Source organism: Paenibacillus sp. Y280, from assembly GCF_056786335.1.
In genome coordinates this window covers 1-18,655 of record NZ_JBXCIW010000039.1, presented here as the reverse complement: position 1 = coordinate 18,655, position 18,655 = coordinate 1, and the positions used below count along the sequence as shown (strand labels likewise).

Here is an 18,655-nt window from a genome sequence, read left to right as displayed (position 1 = left end):
TTAGGCACGCCGCCAGCGTTCGTCCTGAGCCAGGATCAAACTCTCCAAATGGAAGTTTTCGCTTCGACGCGATGTCGAAGAGAAAAGCTTCATGTGTTTGAAATGCTCATTACTTTTATATCGCTTTTTCTTACGATTCGTTAAAATCGCAAGGGCAGTTATTACTCGTTGTTCAGTTTTCAAAGAGCAATCTATTCTCTCTTGTGTTAAGCTTGTTTTGCTTGTCGTCCGCATGTTTCTCTCGGCCGGAATTAGAATATATCATGTCCCCCTCTAATTGGTCAAGCATATATTTAAAAAAAGTTTTTATTTATGTTTTAATCGATTTTTTACCGTAAAATAGCGAATATTATCTTTTAATTAACGTTGCCTTTCATCTGTGAAGGCACATCATTGTTATTATAGAATAAGTATATAGATTATTAATTCATTCTGCGGAAGGAGCATCACAATGTCATTAACCGAAATCGATCGTCTCCAAGCGCTTCTGCCGCATTGGGTTGAATCAAGTCGACAGCAATGCAGTTATGGGAAAGTTGCCTCTTACATTCCTGAGCTGTCCAAATCACCAATAGGCGCATTAGGCATTCATATTATCGATGCAAACGGACATTCCATTTCAGCTGGAGATGCAGAGATATCTTTTACCATGCAAAGTATTTCCAAAGTATTCACGCTCATTCTAGCGCTTATGGACAATGGCGAAGACGCTGTCTTTGACAAAGTGGGCATGGAGCCGACTGGCGACAATTTTAACTCTATGCTAAAGCTAGAGCTTGTGCAGCCAGGCATTCCTTTTAATCCGCTTATCAATGCCGGCGCAATTGCCATCTCTTCATTAATTGGAGGTGCTAGCTCTACCGAAAAATCCATTCGTGTACTCGATTTCCTTCGCCTTCTTTCTAATAATGACTCGCTGAGCTATGACCTGGACGTCTACCGCTCTGAATCCGATACGGCTAACCTCAATCGTTCCATGGCTTATTTTCTAAAAGATAACGGAGTGCTCGAGGGTTCTGTAGAGGATGTGCTCGACGTTTATTTCCGCCATTGCTCCGTAAGCGTCACCTGCGCCGATTTGGCTCAAATGGCATTGGTGCTTGCGCATAACGGCAAAAATCCGCTAACCGGAGAACAGCTTATTCCCCGCCGCTATGTGCAAATCGCCAAAACATTTATGATTACTTGCGGCATGTATAACGCCTCCGGCGAGTTTGCCATTCAAGTAGGCTTGCCCGCTAAAAGCGGCGTATCCGGCGGTATTTTAACGCTAGTGCCTGGCCGTTTCGGCATCGGTTTAGTTGGTCCGTCCCTGAATCGCAAAGGAAACAGCATCGCTGGGGTTGCTCTGCTTGAATCGTTGTCCTATGAGTTTGATTGGAGCTTATTCTGACATCCCTTCCCTGAAAAAAATAAGGAGGACGTCCTTAGGGGGCGTCCTCCTTGTTCGATGCTTTCTTTAGGGCTGCGGATTGATCAGCTTAACGTTCTTGTTCAAAATAAAAAACTGCTCCGCCTTCTCGCGGTGCTCATCCGTAATTTGCCCGCTAATCGCCTTATAGGCAACCCAGACAGCTGTCGCATCGTCAACAAAACCAGCTACCGGCAAAAAATCAGGAATCAAATCAATCGGTAAAATCCAATAGGCAAGTGCACCAATTGCCGTAACCTTAGTTCCAATCGGCGTCTTCGGATCAGCCGAGCAATAATAAAGCGTAACGACTTCCTTAGCGAAAGGAACCTTTGCGGCATGCCGCTTCACCTTCGCCCAGAAGCCCTCCTCCACATACTTCGTTTGCTTCTCGTAGTCGCCGATTTTTCCGACCCACTGATTGATATCAACTTCATCTGGCGCTTTGTCTTTATTTAAATGCAAGGATGCCTCTAGCTCCTTATGGGAAACTTCGTAGGGAACGGCTTCTTCAATCAGCTTTTTGCCGCAAGAGGAGCAATCTGCTGCCATGAGCAATGACGAATCGATATCGTTGTTGTGTCCACAGCTTGCGCACTGGGCAATAGTCATACTTCCCACCTCCTTGTTTATATCTACTAATACTCCAACTACTTATAAATAGTTGCAATATTAAGCCGCTGATGAACGTTTATTCGACCAGCAACCCATTATTCATCTGGCCATTGACGAGCGAGCTATAGAAGCCCTTCTGCTCCAATAGCTTCGCATGGGACCCTTTCTCAATGATCGCGCCATCCTGCAGCACTACAATTTGATCCGCTTGCTGAATGGTATTCAGCCGATGGGCAATAACGAAGCTGGTCCTGCCATGCATAAGCCGCTGCAGCGCTTCCTGAATTTTAATTTCAGTGACGGTATCGATGCTGCTGGTAGCCTCGTCCAGCACAAGTATGGAAGGATTGGCAAGTATAGCTCTTGCAATTGCAAGCAATTGCTTCTGTCCTTGGCTGATACCGCTGCCGTCCGGCTTGAGAATAGCGTTGTAACCATCCTTAAGGCGCTTGATAAAAGAATGCGCATTCGCAAGCCTCGCCGCCTGCTCTACCTCTGCATCGGTCGCGTCAAGCTTGCCATAACGAATATTATCGCGGATTGTCCCCTCGAAAAGAAAGGGATCCTGCATTACGAATGCCATATGCGAGCGTAAATTTTCACGTTTAAGCTCCCGGCTGTCTTGCCCGTCGATCAAGATGCTGCCTGAGCTTGGATCATAGAAGCGGCACAGCAGCTGAATAAGCGTCGTCTTGCCCGCTCCCGTCGGACCAACCAGCGCAATCGTCTCTCCGGGAGACACACTGAAGGTTACATCGTTAATCGTAGCCGTGCGTCCCTCATATGCGAACGTAACATGATCGAATATGACTGTGCCTTTGACTTCAGCCAGCTCGCTAGCAGCGCCTTCATCCTTGCGCTCCTCTTCCTCGCCAAGCACGTCGAACACCCGCTCCGCGCCGGCAACCGCCGATAGCAGCGTATTCCACTGATTTGCAAGGTCATTAAGCGGCCGCGTAAACTGCCTTGAATACTCTGCGAAAATAACGATAACACCGACCGTAATGGCATCATTCAGCACAAAGATCGCGCCGATCCCGGCAATAATAGCAAAGCTTAAATTGTTAAGCGCGTTCATCAGCTTCGGAATAAACCCCGATATTGTCTGCGCCCAGAAGCCTGACACGCGAATGCGCTCATTGCGCTCTTTGAACGCGGCAATAACCGTCTGCTCCTGAGAAAAGGCCTTCACGATACGCTGTCCGGACAACGTCTCTTCTATATATCCATTCAGATCGCCAAGATTGCGCTGCTGAGCCTTGAATAGCCGTCCCGTTTGCTTCGTAATCCATTTCATGCCAAGGAGCATGAGCGGTACAACGAGAAAGGAAAGCAAAGTTAAAAGCGGACTGAGCGACAGCATGACGCTAACGGTACCAATGAGCAGAAGCACGCTTGAAAACACTTGAATGACCGAGCTATTTAGAGATGAGCTTACATTTTCAATGTCGTTCGTTACACGGCTCATTAGTTCCCCATGCTGACGCTTGCTGAAATAAGGAATCGGCAGCCGGTGCAAATGCTCAAACAATTGAACCCGCATTAGATATACCGTTTTCTGCGAAATCGTGATCATCCAAATGCTTTGCAGCCACATTGTAACGGAATGAAGCGCATAGACAACAGCCATCCCGATCAGAAAGACTACAAAACCGCTGTCCCTATTTATCAAAAAATGATCAATCGCCGTTCCTGCCAAATAAGGGCCAAGAAGCGAAAAGGCTGAGCTTAGCATAACCATGACGATGACAGCAGCTAATCTGCCTTTGTAAGCAATTAGATAGCTCCACATTTGCTTCAGCGTTTGTGAGGTGTTTTTGGCTCTCGGCTTACGTTTGCCTTTGCCCCCTGCTGTCTGTCCTTCTACTGCCGCCTTGGCAGCAGCTTCGGGCCTGCGATATTGGAAAGGTTCCTTTAATGAACTAAGCACGGGATACACCTTCCTTCCCGAACTGCGATTCGTAAATTTTTTGATATAGGATTGATTCTCTAGTCAGCTGTTCATGCTTGCCCTGCGCTAGCAATTGACCATCGTCCAGCAAGAGGATGGAGTCAGCCGATGCGGTGGAGCTTATTTTTTGCGTGACGAGGAAGGTCGTACATTTCATTTGTTTCAGCGCCTGAAGCAGCTTGGCTTCCGTCTGCACATCCAAGGCGCTCGTGCTGTCATCAAGCAGCAAGATAACAGGCTTCCTTACGAGAGCTCTCGCAATAGTGAGGCGCTGCTTCTGTCCGCCTGATAGATTAACGCCTTTTTGCCCAACGATGGTCTCATACTGCTCCGGCAGCTTCATAATCGTGTCATGAATTTGCGCCAGCTTGGCAGCCTCCATAATTTCTTCGAGCGTAGCATCCACTTTGCCCCAGCGGATATTCTCCTCCACGGTGCCGGTAAACAGCATGATTTCTTGAGGAACATATCCAATTTGCTTGCGCAGCTGGCCCAGCTTCAGCATCCGATTATCTATCCCATCTACGCGAATCTCGCCCGCTTGTACATCATATAGCCGCGGAATAAGCTGAATAAGCGAGGACTTTCCAGAGCCTGTCGCTCCCATGATCGCAATCGTCTCGCCTGGCTTTGCCTGGAAAGATATTTGTTGCAATACGAGCTCGTCAGAATCGGGATATTGAAACGAAACCTTCTCAAAAGAAACGCTGCCGCTATGAAGCTTTGCCTTCTCATCGCTGTCCGTAGAATCTGTCAAGTCGATATCAGTCAAAATAACCTCTTCAATTCTTTGCGCAGAAGCGCGCGCCCTTGAGAAGTTGACTACAATCATGGACATAATCGACATGGCTCCAATCGTTCTGGTCGCATAGTTGACGATGGCAATTACTTCACCTACGGTTGCTCCGTTTGTATCCAGCTCGATTCGGCCGAACCAAAGCACCGCCATAACGCTCGCATTCAAGACAAGCAAGACAATTGGCATTGTAGCCTCCGTCAAGCGCAGCGCCGCAACGGTGCGATCCATCAGTTGCTCGCTCGAGCGGGCGAAACGACCTGACTCATGCCGCATACGGACAAACACACGAATGATACGCATCCCGATCAAATTTTGCTGCATGACCCCATTCACTTGATCCAGCTGCTGCTGCACAGAGCGAAACAATCTCTCGCCCTTCTTAAGCACCCAGAGTAGAAATATCGCTAGAAATGGAATTGCGATAGCAAGCCAAATCGCCAGGCTCGGCTGTACGATAAACGCCATCACGATGCTTCCGATTACGAGCAGCGGAGCGCGGAGCATAATGCGCAGTCCCATAAACACTGTATTTTGCAGCTGTGTGACGTCGTTAGTTAGTCTTGTAATAAGCGAGGATTCCGGGAAACGATTAAAATTGGCAAATGAGAACGATTGTACTTTGTCATAAAGCCGCTCTCTCAAATCAAATCCAAGGCTTTGGCTGACATGAGAGGCGTAAAAGGAGCTGAGAATGCCTGCTGCAAAAGCTGCGATCGAGCAGCCAATTAAGAAGCCGCCCCATTGAAGCACTACGGTTAAATTGTCTTTCCCGATTCCATCGTCAATAATTTTGGAAATAATATACGGCTGCAGCAGCTCTACCATCAGCTCGGTCAGCATGAGAAGTAGAGCGACATAGGCGGTAAAACGGTATTTTTTGAGAAAGGCGAACATGGTCAGCATCTTTGTTCCTCCGAGTAAAAAAGGCTTAATCTAGCTATTATACTCATTATATCTTCTTGAAACAGAAATGGCATACACAACCTAACCATACAGATAGAAAAGAGGAAATTCGAAATCGAAGATATTGCGAGGACAACCGCGCTTGTCCAAGACAGCTACGCTGCATTAAACGCCGCGCGCATCCTCATAAAACACCCGGAACATGATGTCATGATTGTAATTGCCGAACCCTTTGCCATATATGGTCAAGCCTCCAACGTGCACAGCATCCTCCCTTACGCCAATGCGAAAAGTCCAGAAGTTGCGGTCAAGCCCAATCTCTCCGATTCCGATGGTTGACATATGCTGACCGTCGATCAGCGTGCCATCCTCTTGAATGCAAATGACCTTCAGCAGCCCGTATTGGTTGACGCGATCTCCCCACCAAGCTGGCGAGAACCGTCCCCGCACCTCGCCATAGTCGCCAGGGCTCGTCCACATGCCGATATCCATCCCATTCAGCGAAAAGTTAATATCTGACGGCCAGTTCTCATTTACGCCAGGCGCTTCCGAGCCGAGCTCAAGCGTAATTTCCAGCGCTACGGGACGCTGCCCCGAGAGCAAATAGTTAGGGACCTTATACTCGACGTAGCCTTTTCCTAACCATAAAATACCGGCGTTCATTCGTTCCGGCTCCAAGAAGAAGCGCGGATCATCAAATTGCCCGATCAGCTTGTCTACTGTGGCGATGCCGCAGGTTGGAAACACTTCAAACTGTGTAAAATGGCCCACTGGCACGCTGACATCATGCACCTTCTTCACATCCTGTGCCGGATGCGGCAGCTCGATTGCAATGGAACGCTCCGCAAGCGAGCAAATCTTGTGCGTCCCTCCGTCCTTGCGAACCATCTTCGTCTGCACGATACCCGCTTTTTCGAGCTTGCGTATATGCATGGTTACAATGGCGCTGCTTAGACCGACCGACTCCGCCAGCTCCTTCACATTCATCATGTTCGTAGCCAGCTGATTAATAATGGATAGCCTGACTGGGCTAGCCAAAGCTTCATATAACGGCAGCCAAGCCTCATCCGTATTGGCATGTATCATCGGTATCCCCCCTATCTCTATTCTATAATAAATGAAGGGCATCCCAAAAGCCGCAAATGCGGCTTCGTGATACCCTGATTGCTTCACCTATAGCTTAATCCACGATCATTGATGCTTTGTTAGCCACGCTCATTACTTCATCATTAAGTTAATGTAATCATTAATTAGTAAGTTAATCGTTAATCTGCACACTCATTAACATTTAACTATAAGCGATAGATTAATTCAAGTATTAATTTTGCGACAACGAATTAACTATATCATTAATTCATTTGCAATGGATGTGAAAAGTACTATTTTTAAGCCTTATAGGATTGAATTCAGCAGAAAAAATAGTTCAAATATCCTAATAAACTTCATTTGTTCCTTGAGTTAGTCCTCTTTATAGAATACTATGGAACTATAAGGTAATTCCAATGTTTCAACCATACGGCAGGAGTTGAGATCATGAGCAGTCCTACACGCTCACTAGAAGATGCGGCCGACCATATAATTGACACCCTGAAGCACTATCTTCAAGTAGATACATTAATCGTTATGACCATGGATGATACGGGTAGCAGAATCATTCGAGCATTCGGCAGTCATGAAAATTCCATTCAAGACAATCCCCTGCTTCCATTGCTAAAATGCTATAGCAGCCTCGTATTGAGGCAATCCGCACACACTCTTTGTATTCCTAACATCCTAGACGATCAGCGTACTGCCTCTCTTCCGAATGCCGAGCAGCTTGGCGCACACTCATTTGTTGGCGTTCCTGTAAAAACAGCTGATCAGCAGTTGTTTGGTGCCATTTGCGCCATACATAGCAAGCCGATTCTGTTTGATGAAAGGCAGCTCGGCTTCCTTGAATCTATGGCCGTTTTTTTGGGTTACATTCTGGATTTAGAAAATGCGAGTGTTACAGATAGCCTGACTGGTTTATATAATCGTAGATATTTGTCCCATATGTATCACAGCGACTCGGACAAGCAGTTTAGCGTGATATTCATTGACATCGATGACTTCAAGGAGGTCAACGATTCTTTTGGCCACGACTTTGGCGACCTGCTTCTGCTCCAAATTGCCGTTAGGCTTCAGCAAGGCGTACGAAAAACCGATACCCTGGTGAGGTATGGCGGAGATGAGTTCTTAATTTGCTTTCAGCATTTGGTTGATAACCATGATATTGATAGGGTCGCCGGAGAAATTAATGAATCGATCAAAAAGCCATTCTCCATCAACGGGAAGACCATTCATATTTCTGCAAGCATCGGCATTAGCCAAACTCATGGCACAGGCAACAGCCTAAAAGATCTGATTAGAGATGCTGACCAAGCGATGTACGGCATTAAGCAAAATGAAAAAAACCTTTGAAAAAGCCTGTCCCAACTCGGAAATAACACTCCAAGCGGCGGCCCTTCAAGGGTTCTTTAACGTTTCAGCGCGAGTTCAAAATGCATTTCGCAAATCGTTCCCTCATTCGGCTTGCTTCTGAAATGGATTTTGCCATTCATCGCTTTAACCAAGCTTATTACGACCATTAATCCAAGCCCTGTACCGCTCTCCTTCGTTGTAAAATACGGATTGCCCAGCCTTTTCACCTGCTTGCTGCTCATCCCAATTCCCGTATCTCGTATGAGAATTTGGACTTCCCCTTGCTCCAGCCGAGTATGTACCGATAATACGCCACCGCTAGACATCGATTCGATCGCATTTTTCATAACATTAAGCAAGCATTGTTGAAATTTCTTCGGCTCGCCCATAATATACATCGGTTCAACCCTCATGTGATGGATTTCTACTGAAATGTTAGAAAGGACTGAAAACGGCTGAAGCCATTGAACGATTCCGTCTACTTCTTCTTTTACATTAAGCAGCTTCGGCTCCTCTAAATTCGGTTTGGAGAAATTCAAATAATCGGTAATGATGCTATTCGCATGGTCAATTCCCTCAAAAGCATAGGTGCGGTAACGCTCGAACGCTTCTTTGCTCAGATCCTCCTTACTCATCAATTGCAAAAAACCTCTTGTCGTTGTCAGCGGGTTGCGTATTTCATGAGAAATGGATGCGGCCATCTGACCGATTAATTGATACTTTTCTGATAAAATGAGCTCGCTCTGTAATCTCTCTTGGTGCTTGACATAGAAATAGATATAGCTCGTGAGCTGAGAGGAAACTAGCGTTATGAGGACGATTGTAATGGTCATTTGAAAAGGGAATATCTTGCCTTGCATCCATAGGGCAGATAGATATATACCTAAATGAACCGCGACGAGTACTGCCGACAATAAGGACATTCGGCGCAGTGAGGCGTCTTCAAGGCGATCGTGCAGAATCAAGCCAAGCACTAAAAGTATGGAGCATGCCAAAATGGTGGGAAGCCAGTCGGTACCTACAATAAAGATGCCGCAAAAGACGAATGCTACCCATGTCGCAACGCCAGGAATGACCCCCTCAAACAGAGCTGCCAGCGCTATCGAGAGCGGAGTAAGATGCAACGCGTAGACAACGGGGTTTTGCTGCTCTAGTCCGAGATAGATAAAGCTCAAAACGATAAGAATGATTACGAAAAACAGATTGCGCCGTTTGCTTTGAAACAAAAACTTAGGCGAAACGACGAGGAATAGCAAGCAAGCCGCAATAATATAAAGTAATCCATGGATGACGGGTAAAAGTAAGATTTGGATCAAGCTGAAGTTCCTTCCTTACTGAAATTGAAGTTTTTTTGTCAAAATGTGACTTTATTCTACAAGTATTCGACATCATTCTGCATTTACCTTTGCTAATTGCTTTTTAGAATCATTTTTTTATTGTTGTCATAACCTTGGCCACTCCTTCATACACATGGTATGAATCGTATTTTCCAAATGCGGAGGGATGACGAATGAATCAGGATGAGATTCGCGCGCTGGAGCGGTCCATCGATGAAATAACGGAAATCGCGCAAGGCTTTGGGCTCGACTTTTACCAAATGCGATACGAGATTTGCCCTGCGGATATCATTTATACGTTTGGCGCGTACGGTATGCCGACCCGCTTCAGTCATTGGAGCTTTGGCAAAACCTTTAACAAGATGAAGATGCAGTACGATTTTGGACTAAGCAAAATTTACGAGCTCGTCATCAACTCCAACCCCTGCTATGCTTTCCTTCTTGATGGCAATTCCTTGATCCAAAATAAGCTTATAGTTGCCCATGTACTGGCACACTGCGATTTTTTCAAAAATAATGCACGTTTCGGTGTGACCAACCGCAACATGGTGGAGAGCATGTCTGCTACCGCTGACCGCATCCATCAATATGAAATGGATCACGGCACGGATGCCGTTGAGAAATTTATTGATGCCATTCTCGCTATCCAAGAGCACGTCGATCCTACGCTCATTAAACCTTATCAATTAGATAAGAAACGCTACATTGAAATGGTTCAAAAAGACAGTGAGCGCTCCGAATGGAATATCCCTGCTTCGCAGTATGACGATCTTTGGAATCTTGATCCCGATCGTACGGCTGCCGCTGCATCCGCTGCTCAATCGCAAGCTGCTGACGCCAAACGATTCCCGCCACGCCCTGAGAAAGATGTCGTGTGGTTTATTGAGGAATACTCGCCAACTCTACAGGATTGGCAGCGGGATATCCTTTCTATGCTGCGCGATGAGATGCTCTACTTCTGGCCGCAAATTGAGACAAAGATCATGAATGAGGGCTGGGCTTCCTATTGGCATCAGCGAATCATTCGTGAGCTTGATCTCACTAGCGACGAAACGATTGAGTTCGCCAAGCTCAACTCCTCCGTCGTTCAGCCGTCTCGGCATAGCTTGAATCCTTACTATTTGGGACTTAAGATATTTGAGGATATCGAAAAGCGTTTCGATAACCCTACCAAAGAAGAACAGGCACGCTTTGGACGTGTGCCCGGAAAAGGCAGAGAAAAAATGTTCGAGGTTCGCGAGTTGGATTCGGACATCTCCTTCCTCCGCAACTACCTGACTAAGGATTTGGTCAATGATCTGGATCTGTACATTTTCGAGAAAAAAGGGCCCGAGTGGAAAATTACGGATAAGTCTTGGGAGAATATCCGTGATCAGCTTGTTTATTCTAAAGTCAACGGCGGGTTTCCTAGCCTGATGGTTAAGGATGGGGATTTTAATCGTGTGGGTGAGCTCTATCTCATACACGAATATGAGGGCATGGAACTAGATCTCAAATATGTGGAACGAACCCTGCCTCATGTTGTTCAGCTTTGGGGGAAAAACGTTCATCTCGAAACATTCGTCGAGGATAAAGAGATCGTATTTAGCTGTGATGGGAAGAAGACTAGTCGGAAGTTCGTTTAGACATTGCTATTTTCACTTTCATCTTTATATTATCTGTTTTCAATAAAAAGATAATTTTAAAAAGCTCGACCTTCTAAAGGTCGGGCTTTTCCTGGTAGGGGTCGAAGGGGGTCGCTTCCCCTTAAATACAGAATATTTTCTAAGTACATTCTCACTACAAAGAGTCCTTTTCTGCAAGACTAAAAACACTCATAAGTAATGAAGAAATAGAACTGCTATCGAATACAAAATGCTCCACATAGTTCGTTGAACTAACGTTTCCCGTCCCTCGGTTTTAAGGGTTTATCTCACATATACTCACTCATTCGCAGGATTTCGTCATCTTGGATCAAGTCCATCTCAGGAAGCAACGCAGTTGATGCCGGTTGAGGTGGTGGGCTGGGCATGCGGAAATAGAGGAATACTCAGTAAATATTCCCCAGGCTAACTCTACTGCACGCATACTCCACATGATCCCTGGAGGTTCACCCTCCCAAATCTCAACGGGTCACTGCCCTTACATTCCTTCGTTATACCTGTCCAAGGTGTGGAGACCGATAGCGTTTAGCGGATGGGTCTGAGCCCTTATGGGTAACGAACTCGGTCCTCCGTGTTTTCTTTTTGAAATCCTGCGAATGAGTCAATATACGTGATTACTTCTAAACTTAAGCTGCTTCTGCCCATGCAACGACGGTTTTCTCTGGCGTGAACGTTTCTCCTCGTTGAACAATACCAACTAGAATTCGTGCCAGCTTTCCTATTAACTTAAATATGGATTGCTGCTTTTTCATCTTCTTTTCTTGCACATTATGCTCATGCAGATGGCGGAACACGGGGTTATTCCAAACGAGTTGAACCGTCGCGAGATAGAGGTATTTTCGCAAGGCGGAGTCTCCTCGTTTCGAAAGAACAATTCGTCCTTTTCGCTTTCCTGACGTACTTTCAGCCAAATTTAGGCCAGCTTTCCGTAATACCTGACGTCCATGCGCATACTGTCTTAAATCTCCTGTGCCTGCTAGTATGGCCGCGGTGAAGATCTTCCCGAGACCTTTTATGGTGCGAAGCTGCTGCGCCATAGGAATCTCAGAAAGCAGAGCTTCGATGTCCTCTTCAATCTGTTCAAGCATGGTGGTAACTCGTTCATATTCTTGAATGAGCCGTATTAAATCTGCCTTCGATTCTTCTAATGCGGTTCGATCTCCGACACTGCGTTTAGCGTGAGCGATGAGCTGTGCAGCCTTCTCAATCCCCATAGAACCCCCAGCGCGCTGCATATGGACTCGCCAAGCATTGATGATGTCCTGTACAGTATACGTCTCCAAATCTCGTGGGCAAGGGAATGTCTTGAGAGTCGCCAATGATCGCTTACAGGTCCAATCTTTGAATACGGATGGATACTCAGGAAAGCGAATGTCCAACCAGCGTATGATTCGATTCTGCAGGCGTACACTGTTCGACACCCAGAATTCGCGATCACTCATTATGGTCCGTAAGCGTTGAAACACAAGCGATTGACGCGTGTACTCATAGTAAAAGCCTCGACTTACTGAATCTGCGATGACAAGTGCATCTTTGGGGTCGTTCTTTGATGGACTGTTATCTCGATTTTCTTTATTACGCTTCGTCGTAGCAGGGTTAACCATAACCACGTGTAATCCCTTATCTGATAACCAGTTTGCCAGGTTAAACCAGTAATGACCGGTTGGCTCCATGCCGATGATGAGCCTCTTTAATCGATGTTTCTGCTGTAATTCAGTTATCCAGCGGCTTAATTTTTCAAAACCTTCGATAGAATTCGAAAACGAGAGATGTCGTTTTGAAATGACGATTCCTCGGAAATTTGTGGACTGTGCCACGTGAGTTTCTTTGGCCATGTCGATCCCTACGACGAGATGCGAGGTGGTAATTCGTTCAATCCGTTGATTTTGTGCGTCTGATTGCTTAAACTTCATAGTAAGAGCGCCTCCTTGATGTGTTGTCGACAAACCCATCATACCGAGGCGCTCCTTTTTTGACAAAGGCTATTTCTTAGCCTCAACAGGAATGTTCCTATTTATCTTAGGGTGAAATCCTGCGAATTCATGAGTCTGAGTGAGGAAATTGAATCATTTCGAGTGAGCAGAGCGAACAACTCCCCTTCGACGATTCAAAATTGTGTAATTCGGGGCATTAATGGGAACGACTAACAACTAAACTAAAAAATATGTGAGGGTTCTAATTTTGATAAAAAATACTCTTGTTGCATGTGTACTGCTCTTTAGCCTTACAACGGCTGTTTTTTCAGCGCCACAGAATGAAGATGTTGCTCCTATTGTTGAAGCAGATACTGACTTTTGTGAAACAATTAAATATGCTTTAATAAACAGCCTTCGTCCCACCATTGACAAAGCCATTGAAGAACTATATACAAAACAGCCCACATGGGCAGCATGGGACACCGAAATTACGAAAGTGAAGCAATTGTACGGTATCGGTGGTGCGTACGAAATCACTTTAAGAATCAATACTTATTATGGACCACACATTTCTTACGGAATTGATGAAGTGAAAGTAGAAGTGGGCGGTGGAAACCCCAAATTACTGAGTTTCAAGCATATCAAGGACCTATAAAGGTTTCGTTAATCTGCTCGTTAGTTAATGAAGCACCGTCAGTCTAAAACTTTATATTTCTAGTCTACAACTTTATTTTCACAGTTTATCAAGAGCTGATTTCAAAAAAATCAATAAATTAAGCTATTCGAACATATTGGTCATGAATAATATGTCAAATACCTTATTTTCTTAATACTTATTCAACTAACGCTTTCGTTAGCGTAATCTTTTGTAAACTGCCGTTAGTTCAGTATCGATTCAGTTCTGACACATCAAACAATAGTTTTCTTGAAGTAATAATGCTTACTCCCGATTGGAGCTTCTTCAAATACTGCAACTTGGTTGTAACCATTCTTTAAATAAAACTCAGGTGCTTGAAAACTGAAGGTATTTAGCTTAATAAACGTACAGCTTTTTTCTTTAGCGATATTCTCAATAAGATATAACAGGCGGGTACCGTAACCCATCCCTCGAAGAGATTTTTCTATCCAAAGAATATCAACCTCTACCCAATTCCAACAGAGAGTGTGCAATCGCCGCGTGATCCTATATTAATCGAGTTTATTTAGGATGTGTCTGAAAACTAAAGAATTTTGTGATATGATTTGAGAAAAACGATTGGAGCATCAATCATGATTCAAAGACGGTATGAACTAAGCGATGAACAATGGGAACAAATTAAGGATATGTTCCCTCCATATAAAACAGGGCGTCCGTCAAAATTAAGTAATCGCATCATGTTTAATGCTATTCTTTGGATCGCTCGTAGTGGGGCCGCATGGCGTGATCTGCCGGAAGAACGATACGGTTCATGGAAAACCGCCTACAGTCGATTCTGCAAATGGAGAGATACGGAATTACTTTTCGCCATCTTCCAAGCACTTCACGTAGAACCTGACTTTGAAAACTTGAGCATTGATTCTACATCGGTTAAAGCCCATCAACACAGTGCTGGCGCTAAAAAAACGCAAAAGGAAACGAAGTAAATCAGCACATCGGCGTCAGTCGTGGCGGAAAGACAACCAAACTTCATACGGTAGTCGATGGATTAGGAAATCCTCTCGCGTTTCTTCTGACGGGTGGTCAAGTCTACGATTCGGTTCCAGCAATCGATTTACTTCAAGAATTGGATGTTACGGGAAGCCATATTCTTGGCGACAAAGCCTATGGCTCAGAAGCGATTCGGAATTGGATTACGGCTAGGCAGGCATCCTACACCATTCCGCCTAAAGCGAATAGTCAAAATCCATGGAAAGTGGATTGGTATCGGTACAAAGAACGCCACTTAGTTGAGTGCTTTTTTAATAAAATCAAACACTTTCGCCGTGTGGCTACTCGTTACGACAAGTTGGCCACGTCATTCCTGACGTTTGTATACGTAGCTGCCATTTTCAAATTGACTCAATGATGAGTTTTCAGACACGTCCTAGTTGAATAAAATGCAAACAGACGCAACTGATCAGATGTCAGTTGCGTCTGTTTACTTATCGTTACCGTATTAAATAGGCTCTGTTTTTGTAACTTCGATATTAGTATCGCTCAAAGATACTGCATATCCACCAGCAGACTCCTCATAAACTCCTATCTGAGTACCAGTTGAAGAGTATTTTTTCCATTGCAACTTCCCGCTTGAATTAGCCGCAACCTGATAATTTGTTAAATAGATTGTTGTACGTGGTAATACCTCTTGATTCGCGCCATATTTTACATTCTTTGTCCATCCTCTTTCCATGCCCCATGAGCCACCAATTTGAGCTTCAACTTTAGTGAAAAACGGTACTCCGAACTCTCCTTTTATACTAAGGTTAGTTGATACATTCCACTTTCCAGATGTGGTGTATTGTTGTTCATACTGGATCGTTCCACCACCATCAGAAGAGTTTTGATAGCGGAATATTCCAAGATTCTGATAATGCCAATCCCTTACTGCTTGAGTACTTGGTAAGTATGTTTCAAAAACATACTTAAAACCATCATTAGTAGGCGGTCCCATTTGATTCACTCTTTGCGAAAGTGGGACAACTTCCGTGGTATTCCCGTTTAAATCCGTTTCCCAAGCTCTAACTTCAGGAATTGGGATTTTCTTGGAAACTTTCGAATCTGCCAACTTCTGTATTGTGATAGGGGTATTGTCTTGAGCGCTGACGATGGCACTAGAGGTTGTCATTGTGACTAGGGCTAGAGCACAAACTGCAATCTTCCTTTTAATTTTAAAATTCATAATAATTACATCCTACTAATATTTTACTTCTTTTTAAGTATATACCATTTTAATAGGGTGTTCAACATTATTTATTATAATACTTGTCTAATATATTTAGCACAGACTTTACTGCTTTTTTCGTAGTGCTATTATTTGCTTTTGTTTTTGCATTTTGAGTAACGGTAACGATTAGATTTCTATATGTGTACGTCGCCATATCAGTTCTATCTGATAATTCAGGATCGGCTCCGTCATATCCAGTAGGGACTTCCCAAGCAACTAAGTTTTTTCCCATATCTACTTCTGTATAAGCGAAACGCACATAAAACTGAATAGACTTATCCTTATTTTCAAAAATAAATAGTTGTTGTGTAGGATTAAAATCGCCACTTCCACCTCCAAGAGTTATGGTGTCTTTCTTGTTAAATGTAAAATCTCTTTCTATTAAAAAAATTGTTTTATACGGTTGAATTAATGAGAAACCATCTATAACTATATTGCTTTCAAAATCCTCCATGAATTTTGTGAAATCATCATACTTGGGTATGTTTACAGTATCTATTACGCTCTTGTTTGATGCTGTTACTTGTGGTGTTTGTACATTAGATCCATTCGAACAACCTGTTAGAGAAATGGAAATCATCAAACAGCTGATTAGAAATAACAACATTTTTTTCATATTATTACATCCTCCTCGGGAAGCACAAAAATATACAACTGATAAATCAAAACAGGGATTGTAATACATAGCGATTGAATAAGCATAATTTTCATATATATCGAAACAGAATCAGTAATCTTAAAGAAGTTCAACTCAAGGCTATAATTTTCCGCTGAATCTTTTATAATTTCCACAAAAAATGGTGTTGTAAAGTACGATGCACAGAGAAAAATGATAAAAACCAAGATGGTGATAAGTAATTGTTTTCTTAATTCCAATAAATGATTTAAAAACGGGCTGGGTTGATCTGATTTTCTATTGATCATGCCCCCTCCTTTAAATCTAGAATTGTATAAATTTTTCATTATTTCACATTTACATAAATACTTCCGAAAAGTTGTTCACCTAGATATACATCAAGCCTCCACAATCCTTTAGCTGGTAATTCCATATTTGAAGGAATATGTGCATCTGCCCCGTGGTTAGGCCCTGCTAAATCATGATACTCCCAAACATGTTTTTTATCAGGAGTACCTGCACCCTCAACTAAGGCTGGTTGTTTTTCCTTAGTTTCTTGATTTATTGCTTCTACTTTGAAAGGTGTTTTTGAAAGTTCGTCCTTAGTGCCCCAGAAATGCCACATATATTTATTGGCTTTTCCAGAAATAAAGTCCGGCCCAAGAATCGCTAATTTATTTTTAATCCCTTGCATCTCTACATCGCCAACTTTGAAATGAGAACTTGGTACATTCTGCTCTGGAATTTGGTCATACTCTGCATTTGAAGAAGATCCATTAACTATGAGTGAAAAAATGAAAAATATAATAATTCTATACATCCTATTCCTCATTAATCCCATTCATATTATTTATATTAATATATAAGTTTGATAGCGTTTTCATTATCCCTTCTAAAACTAAAAAGTAAAAGAAAATATATTATTTTTCCTCCTATAATATTACACAAGATGTATGTATTTGGAAATGGTTCTACCGACTCATTTGTTTCCAGCTTATCTTGATTTAAAAAAAGCGCAGAAGTGGTAATATGATAAAAAGGAATCATATTAGAAGATACTCATATGTAATGAAGGAATTAATTTTGGGACAAAATATATTGGATGTAAAAGCAAATTTTTCCGTGGGTTTAGCAACAAAACGAGGCTTCAAATATTGGAACTTATCAAAGACCAAGAAAAAACGATTTCTCAAATTGTGGAAGAAGTCAGTGGGAATCAATCGAACATTTCGCAGCATTTGGCTTGTTTAAAAGGGTGTGGAATAATCGTTGGACGCCCAGAAGGTAAATTCATTTATTACAGTTTGCGAAGCGAACAAATCAGGATGTTGCTTTCGATGATGGATGATGTATTCCATCAGGTGGAAGAAGATGTTGCTGCATGCGAGAGAAATGAACCGGTTATTACGACATTATTATTCTAAATCCTTTATTAGGTATTTAGCCCCCTCCTTTTTTTTAATAGAATGCGTGGGAGCATCAGTCACTCGCTCTAATGCGCGTGCCTTTTCTCGATCCTGGTCAAACAAAGATATTTGATATTCATCATCAGACGAGAACTTTGATAAGCTAATTTATGTGTATCTTTCTTTTAGAGAACGTACCTGCATTACTTAAATAAACAATTTCTACGACAGAGCCAATCCATTTCTCCATCTTCATGATATCACTCCCGATAAGAACGTTTGCTCTTAATTATATACAGAACAAACGTTCTTATTCTGGAGCGAATTTTTTACTTCATACAGAATAGAAAATATAAGGATTAACACTTCAATGAAAGCGAACTATTTAGTCTTTATTATGGCCATAATTGTCTAGGTGTACTATTATGAGTCGATACATCAAGTTCATATAAAACCACCTTATTTCTGGCTTCTGCTGTTATAAAAAAATACCACTCAATATCACCATTTCTCCTGCGAACGGTTTTAAAAATCTTCTGTTGGATATCTTTATAATATTGAAACTTAGCAAAAACTCCTGGTATCCCTTTCAAAGGGAGTAAGCGTCAAATAGCCCCCACCTTGTCATCAGATGAGAGCTAAGATAAGCTGGATTAAGATTTAAACACGTGGCAAGTCAGCGGTAGCGATGTTGACCAAGGCAACAGCTTGTC

16 protein-coding genes and 1 pseudogene are annotated in these 18,655 nt (G+C 43.3%); 6 read left to right on the top strand and 11 right to left on the bottom strand.

Annotation, left to right across the window (positions count from 1 at the left end; all coding sequences use genetic code 11):
- Positions 1-451: 451 nt before the first annotated feature.
- The gene (gene glsA, locus AC1TPC_RS26160; protein ID WP_482069656.1) at positions 452-1,393 is read left to right on the top strand and encodes a glutaminase A; all 942 of its coding nucleotides are present in this window, start codon (positions 452-454) and stop codon (positions 1,391-1,393) included.
- A 66-nt stretch (positions 1,394-1,459) separates the two neighbouring features.
- Here the strand turns inward: glsA and AC1TPC_RS26155 are convergent, their stop codons facing one another.
- The 4 genes from AC1TPC_RS26155 to AC1TPC_RS26140 all read right to left on the bottom strand — a co-directional run bounded on the left by AC1TPC_RS26155 (position 1,460) and on the right by AC1TPC_RS26140 (position 6,765).
- Positions 1,460-2,023 (bottom strand): YkvA family protein, encoded by a 564-nt coding sequence (locus AC1TPC_RS26155; protein WP_482069655.1) that lies wholly within the window; start codon positions 2,021-2,023, stop codon positions 1,460-1,462.
- Positions 2,024-2,102: 79 nt separating this feature from the next.
- Positions 2,103-3,956, bottom strand: a complete 1,854-nt coding sequence (locus tag AC1TPC_RS26150; protein WP_482069654.1) for an ABC transporter ATP-binding protein — start codon at positions 3,954-3,956, stop codon at positions 2,103-2,105.
- The gene (locus tag AC1TPC_RS26145; protein WP_482069653.1) at positions 3,949-5,679 is read right to left on the bottom strand and encodes an ABC transporter ATP-binding protein; all 1,731 of its coding nucleotides are present in this window, start codon (positions 5,677-5,679) and stop codon (positions 3,949-3,951) included. Before AC1TPC_RS26145 ends, AC1TPC_RS26150 begins: the two co-directional genes overlap by 8 nt.
- Positions 5,680-5,844: 165 nt before the next feature.
- The gene (locus AC1TPC_RS26140) at positions 5,845-6,765 is read right to left on the bottom strand and encodes an ArsR/SmtB family transcription factor (protein WP_482069652.1); all 921 of its coding nucleotides are present in this window, start codon (positions 6,763-6,765) and stop codon (positions 5,845-5,847) included.
- A gap of 447 nt (positions 6,766-7,212) precedes the next feature.
- Here AC1TPC_RS26140 and AC1TPC_RS26135 point away from each other — a divergent pair, with 447 nt between their 5' ends.
- On the top strand, positions 7,213-8,121 hold the full coding sequence (locus AC1TPC_RS26135; RefSeq protein WP_482069651.1) for a sensor domain-containing diguanylate cyclase: 909 nt from the start codon (positions 7,213-7,215) through the stop codon (positions 8,119-8,121).
- A 56-nt stretch (positions 8,122-8,177) separates the two neighbouring features.
- On the opposite strand, the gene AC1TPC_RS26130 is transcribed toward AC1TPC_RS26135, so the two are convergent.
- A complete protein-coding gene (locus AC1TPC_RS26130; RefSeq protein WP_482069650.1) occupies positions 8,178-9,437 on the bottom strand; it encodes an ATP-binding protein in 1,260 nt (419 codons plus the stop codon).
- Positions 9,438-9,631: 194 nt separating this feature from the next.
- On the opposite strand from AC1TPC_RS26130, the gene AC1TPC_RS26125 reads away from it, so the two are divergent.
- Positions 9,632-11,083 carry a SpoVR family protein gene (locus AC1TPC_RS26125; RefSeq protein ID WP_482069649.1) on the top strand — a complete coding sequence of 484 codons (1,452 nt, stop codon included), beginning with the start codon at positions 9,632-9,634 and terminating at the stop codon, positions 11,081-11,083.
- 644 nt (positions 11,084-11,727) lie between these two features.
- Here AC1TPC_RS26125 and AC1TPC_RS26120 read toward each other — a convergent pair.
- Entirely contained in the window at positions 11,728-13,014 is a 1,287-nt protein-coding gene (locus tag AC1TPC_RS26120) for an IS110 family RNA-guided transposase (protein ID WP_482069648.1), read from the bottom strand.
- Positions 13,015-13,282: 268 nt separating this feature from the next.
- On the opposite strand from AC1TPC_RS26120, the gene AC1TPC_RS26115 reads away from it, so the two are divergent.
- Positions 13,283-13,672, top strand: coding sequence for a DUF3888 domain-containing protein (locus AC1TPC_RS26115; RefSeq protein ID WP_482069647.1), 390 nt, complete (start codon positions 13,283-13,285; stop codon positions 13,670-13,672).
- A 254-nt stretch (positions 13,673-13,926) separates the two neighbouring features.
- Here the strand turns inward: AC1TPC_RS26115 and AC1TPC_RS26110 are convergent.
- Positions 13,927-14,187 (bottom strand): annotated as a pseudogene (locus AC1TPC_RS26110) (GNAT family N-acetyltransferase); the annotation flags it as partial.
- A 96-nt stretch (positions 14,188-14,283) separates the two neighbouring features.
- Here AC1TPC_RS26110 and AC1TPC_RS26105 point away from each other — a divergent pair.
- Positions 14,284-15,062, top strand: a protein-coding gene (locus AC1TPC_RS26105) for an IS5 family transposase (RefSeq protein ID WP_482069658.1) whose coding sequence is annotated in 2 segments (ribosomal slippage) — positions 14,284-14,614 and positions 14,614-15,062 — 780 coding nt in all. Because the reading frame shifts where the segments join, the coding sequence is not laid out codon by codon here.
- Between the two features lie 90 nt (positions 15,063-15,152).
- On the opposite strand, the gene AC1TPC_RS26100 is transcribed toward AC1TPC_RS26105, so the two are convergent.
- The 4 genes from AC1TPC_RS26100 to AC1TPC_RS26085 form a co-directional block, all read right to left on the bottom strand.
- Positions 15,153-15,875 carry a hypothetical protein gene (locus AC1TPC_RS26100; protein ID WP_482069646.1) on the bottom strand — a complete coding sequence of 241 codons (723 nt, stop codon included), beginning with the start codon at positions 15,873-15,875 and terminating at the stop codon, positions 15,153-15,155.
- A gap of 67 nt (positions 15,876-15,942) precedes the next feature.
- The gene (locus AC1TPC_RS26095) at positions 15,943-16,536 is read right to left on the bottom strand and encodes a hypothetical protein (RefSeq protein WP_482069645.1); all 594 of its coding nucleotides are present in this window, start codon (positions 16,534-16,536) and stop codon (positions 15,943-15,945) included.
- Entirely contained in the window at positions 16,533-16,844 is a 312-nt protein-coding gene (locus AC1TPC_RS26090; protein WP_482069644.1) for a twin-arginine translocase subunit TatC, read from the bottom strand. Before AC1TPC_RS26090 ends, AC1TPC_RS26095 begins: the two co-directional genes overlap by 4 nt.
- Positions 16,845-16,882: 38 nt before the next feature.
- The gene (locus tag AC1TPC_RS26085) at positions 16,883-17,356 is read right to left on the bottom strand and encodes a DUF4871 domain-containing protein (RefSeq protein ID WP_482069643.1); all 474 of its coding nucleotides are present in this window, start codon (positions 17,354-17,356) and stop codon (positions 16,883-16,885) included.
- Between the two features lie 241 nt (positions 17,357-17,597).
- On the opposite strand from AC1TPC_RS26085, the gene AC1TPC_RS26080 reads away from it, so the two are divergent.
- Positions 17,598-17,960 carry an ArsR/SmtB family transcription factor gene (locus AC1TPC_RS26080; protein WP_482069657.1) on the top strand — a complete coding sequence of 121 codons (363 nt, stop codon included), beginning with the start codon at positions 17,598-17,600 and terminating at the stop codon, positions 17,958-17,960.
- Positions 17,961-18,655 lie beyond the last annotated feature (695 nt).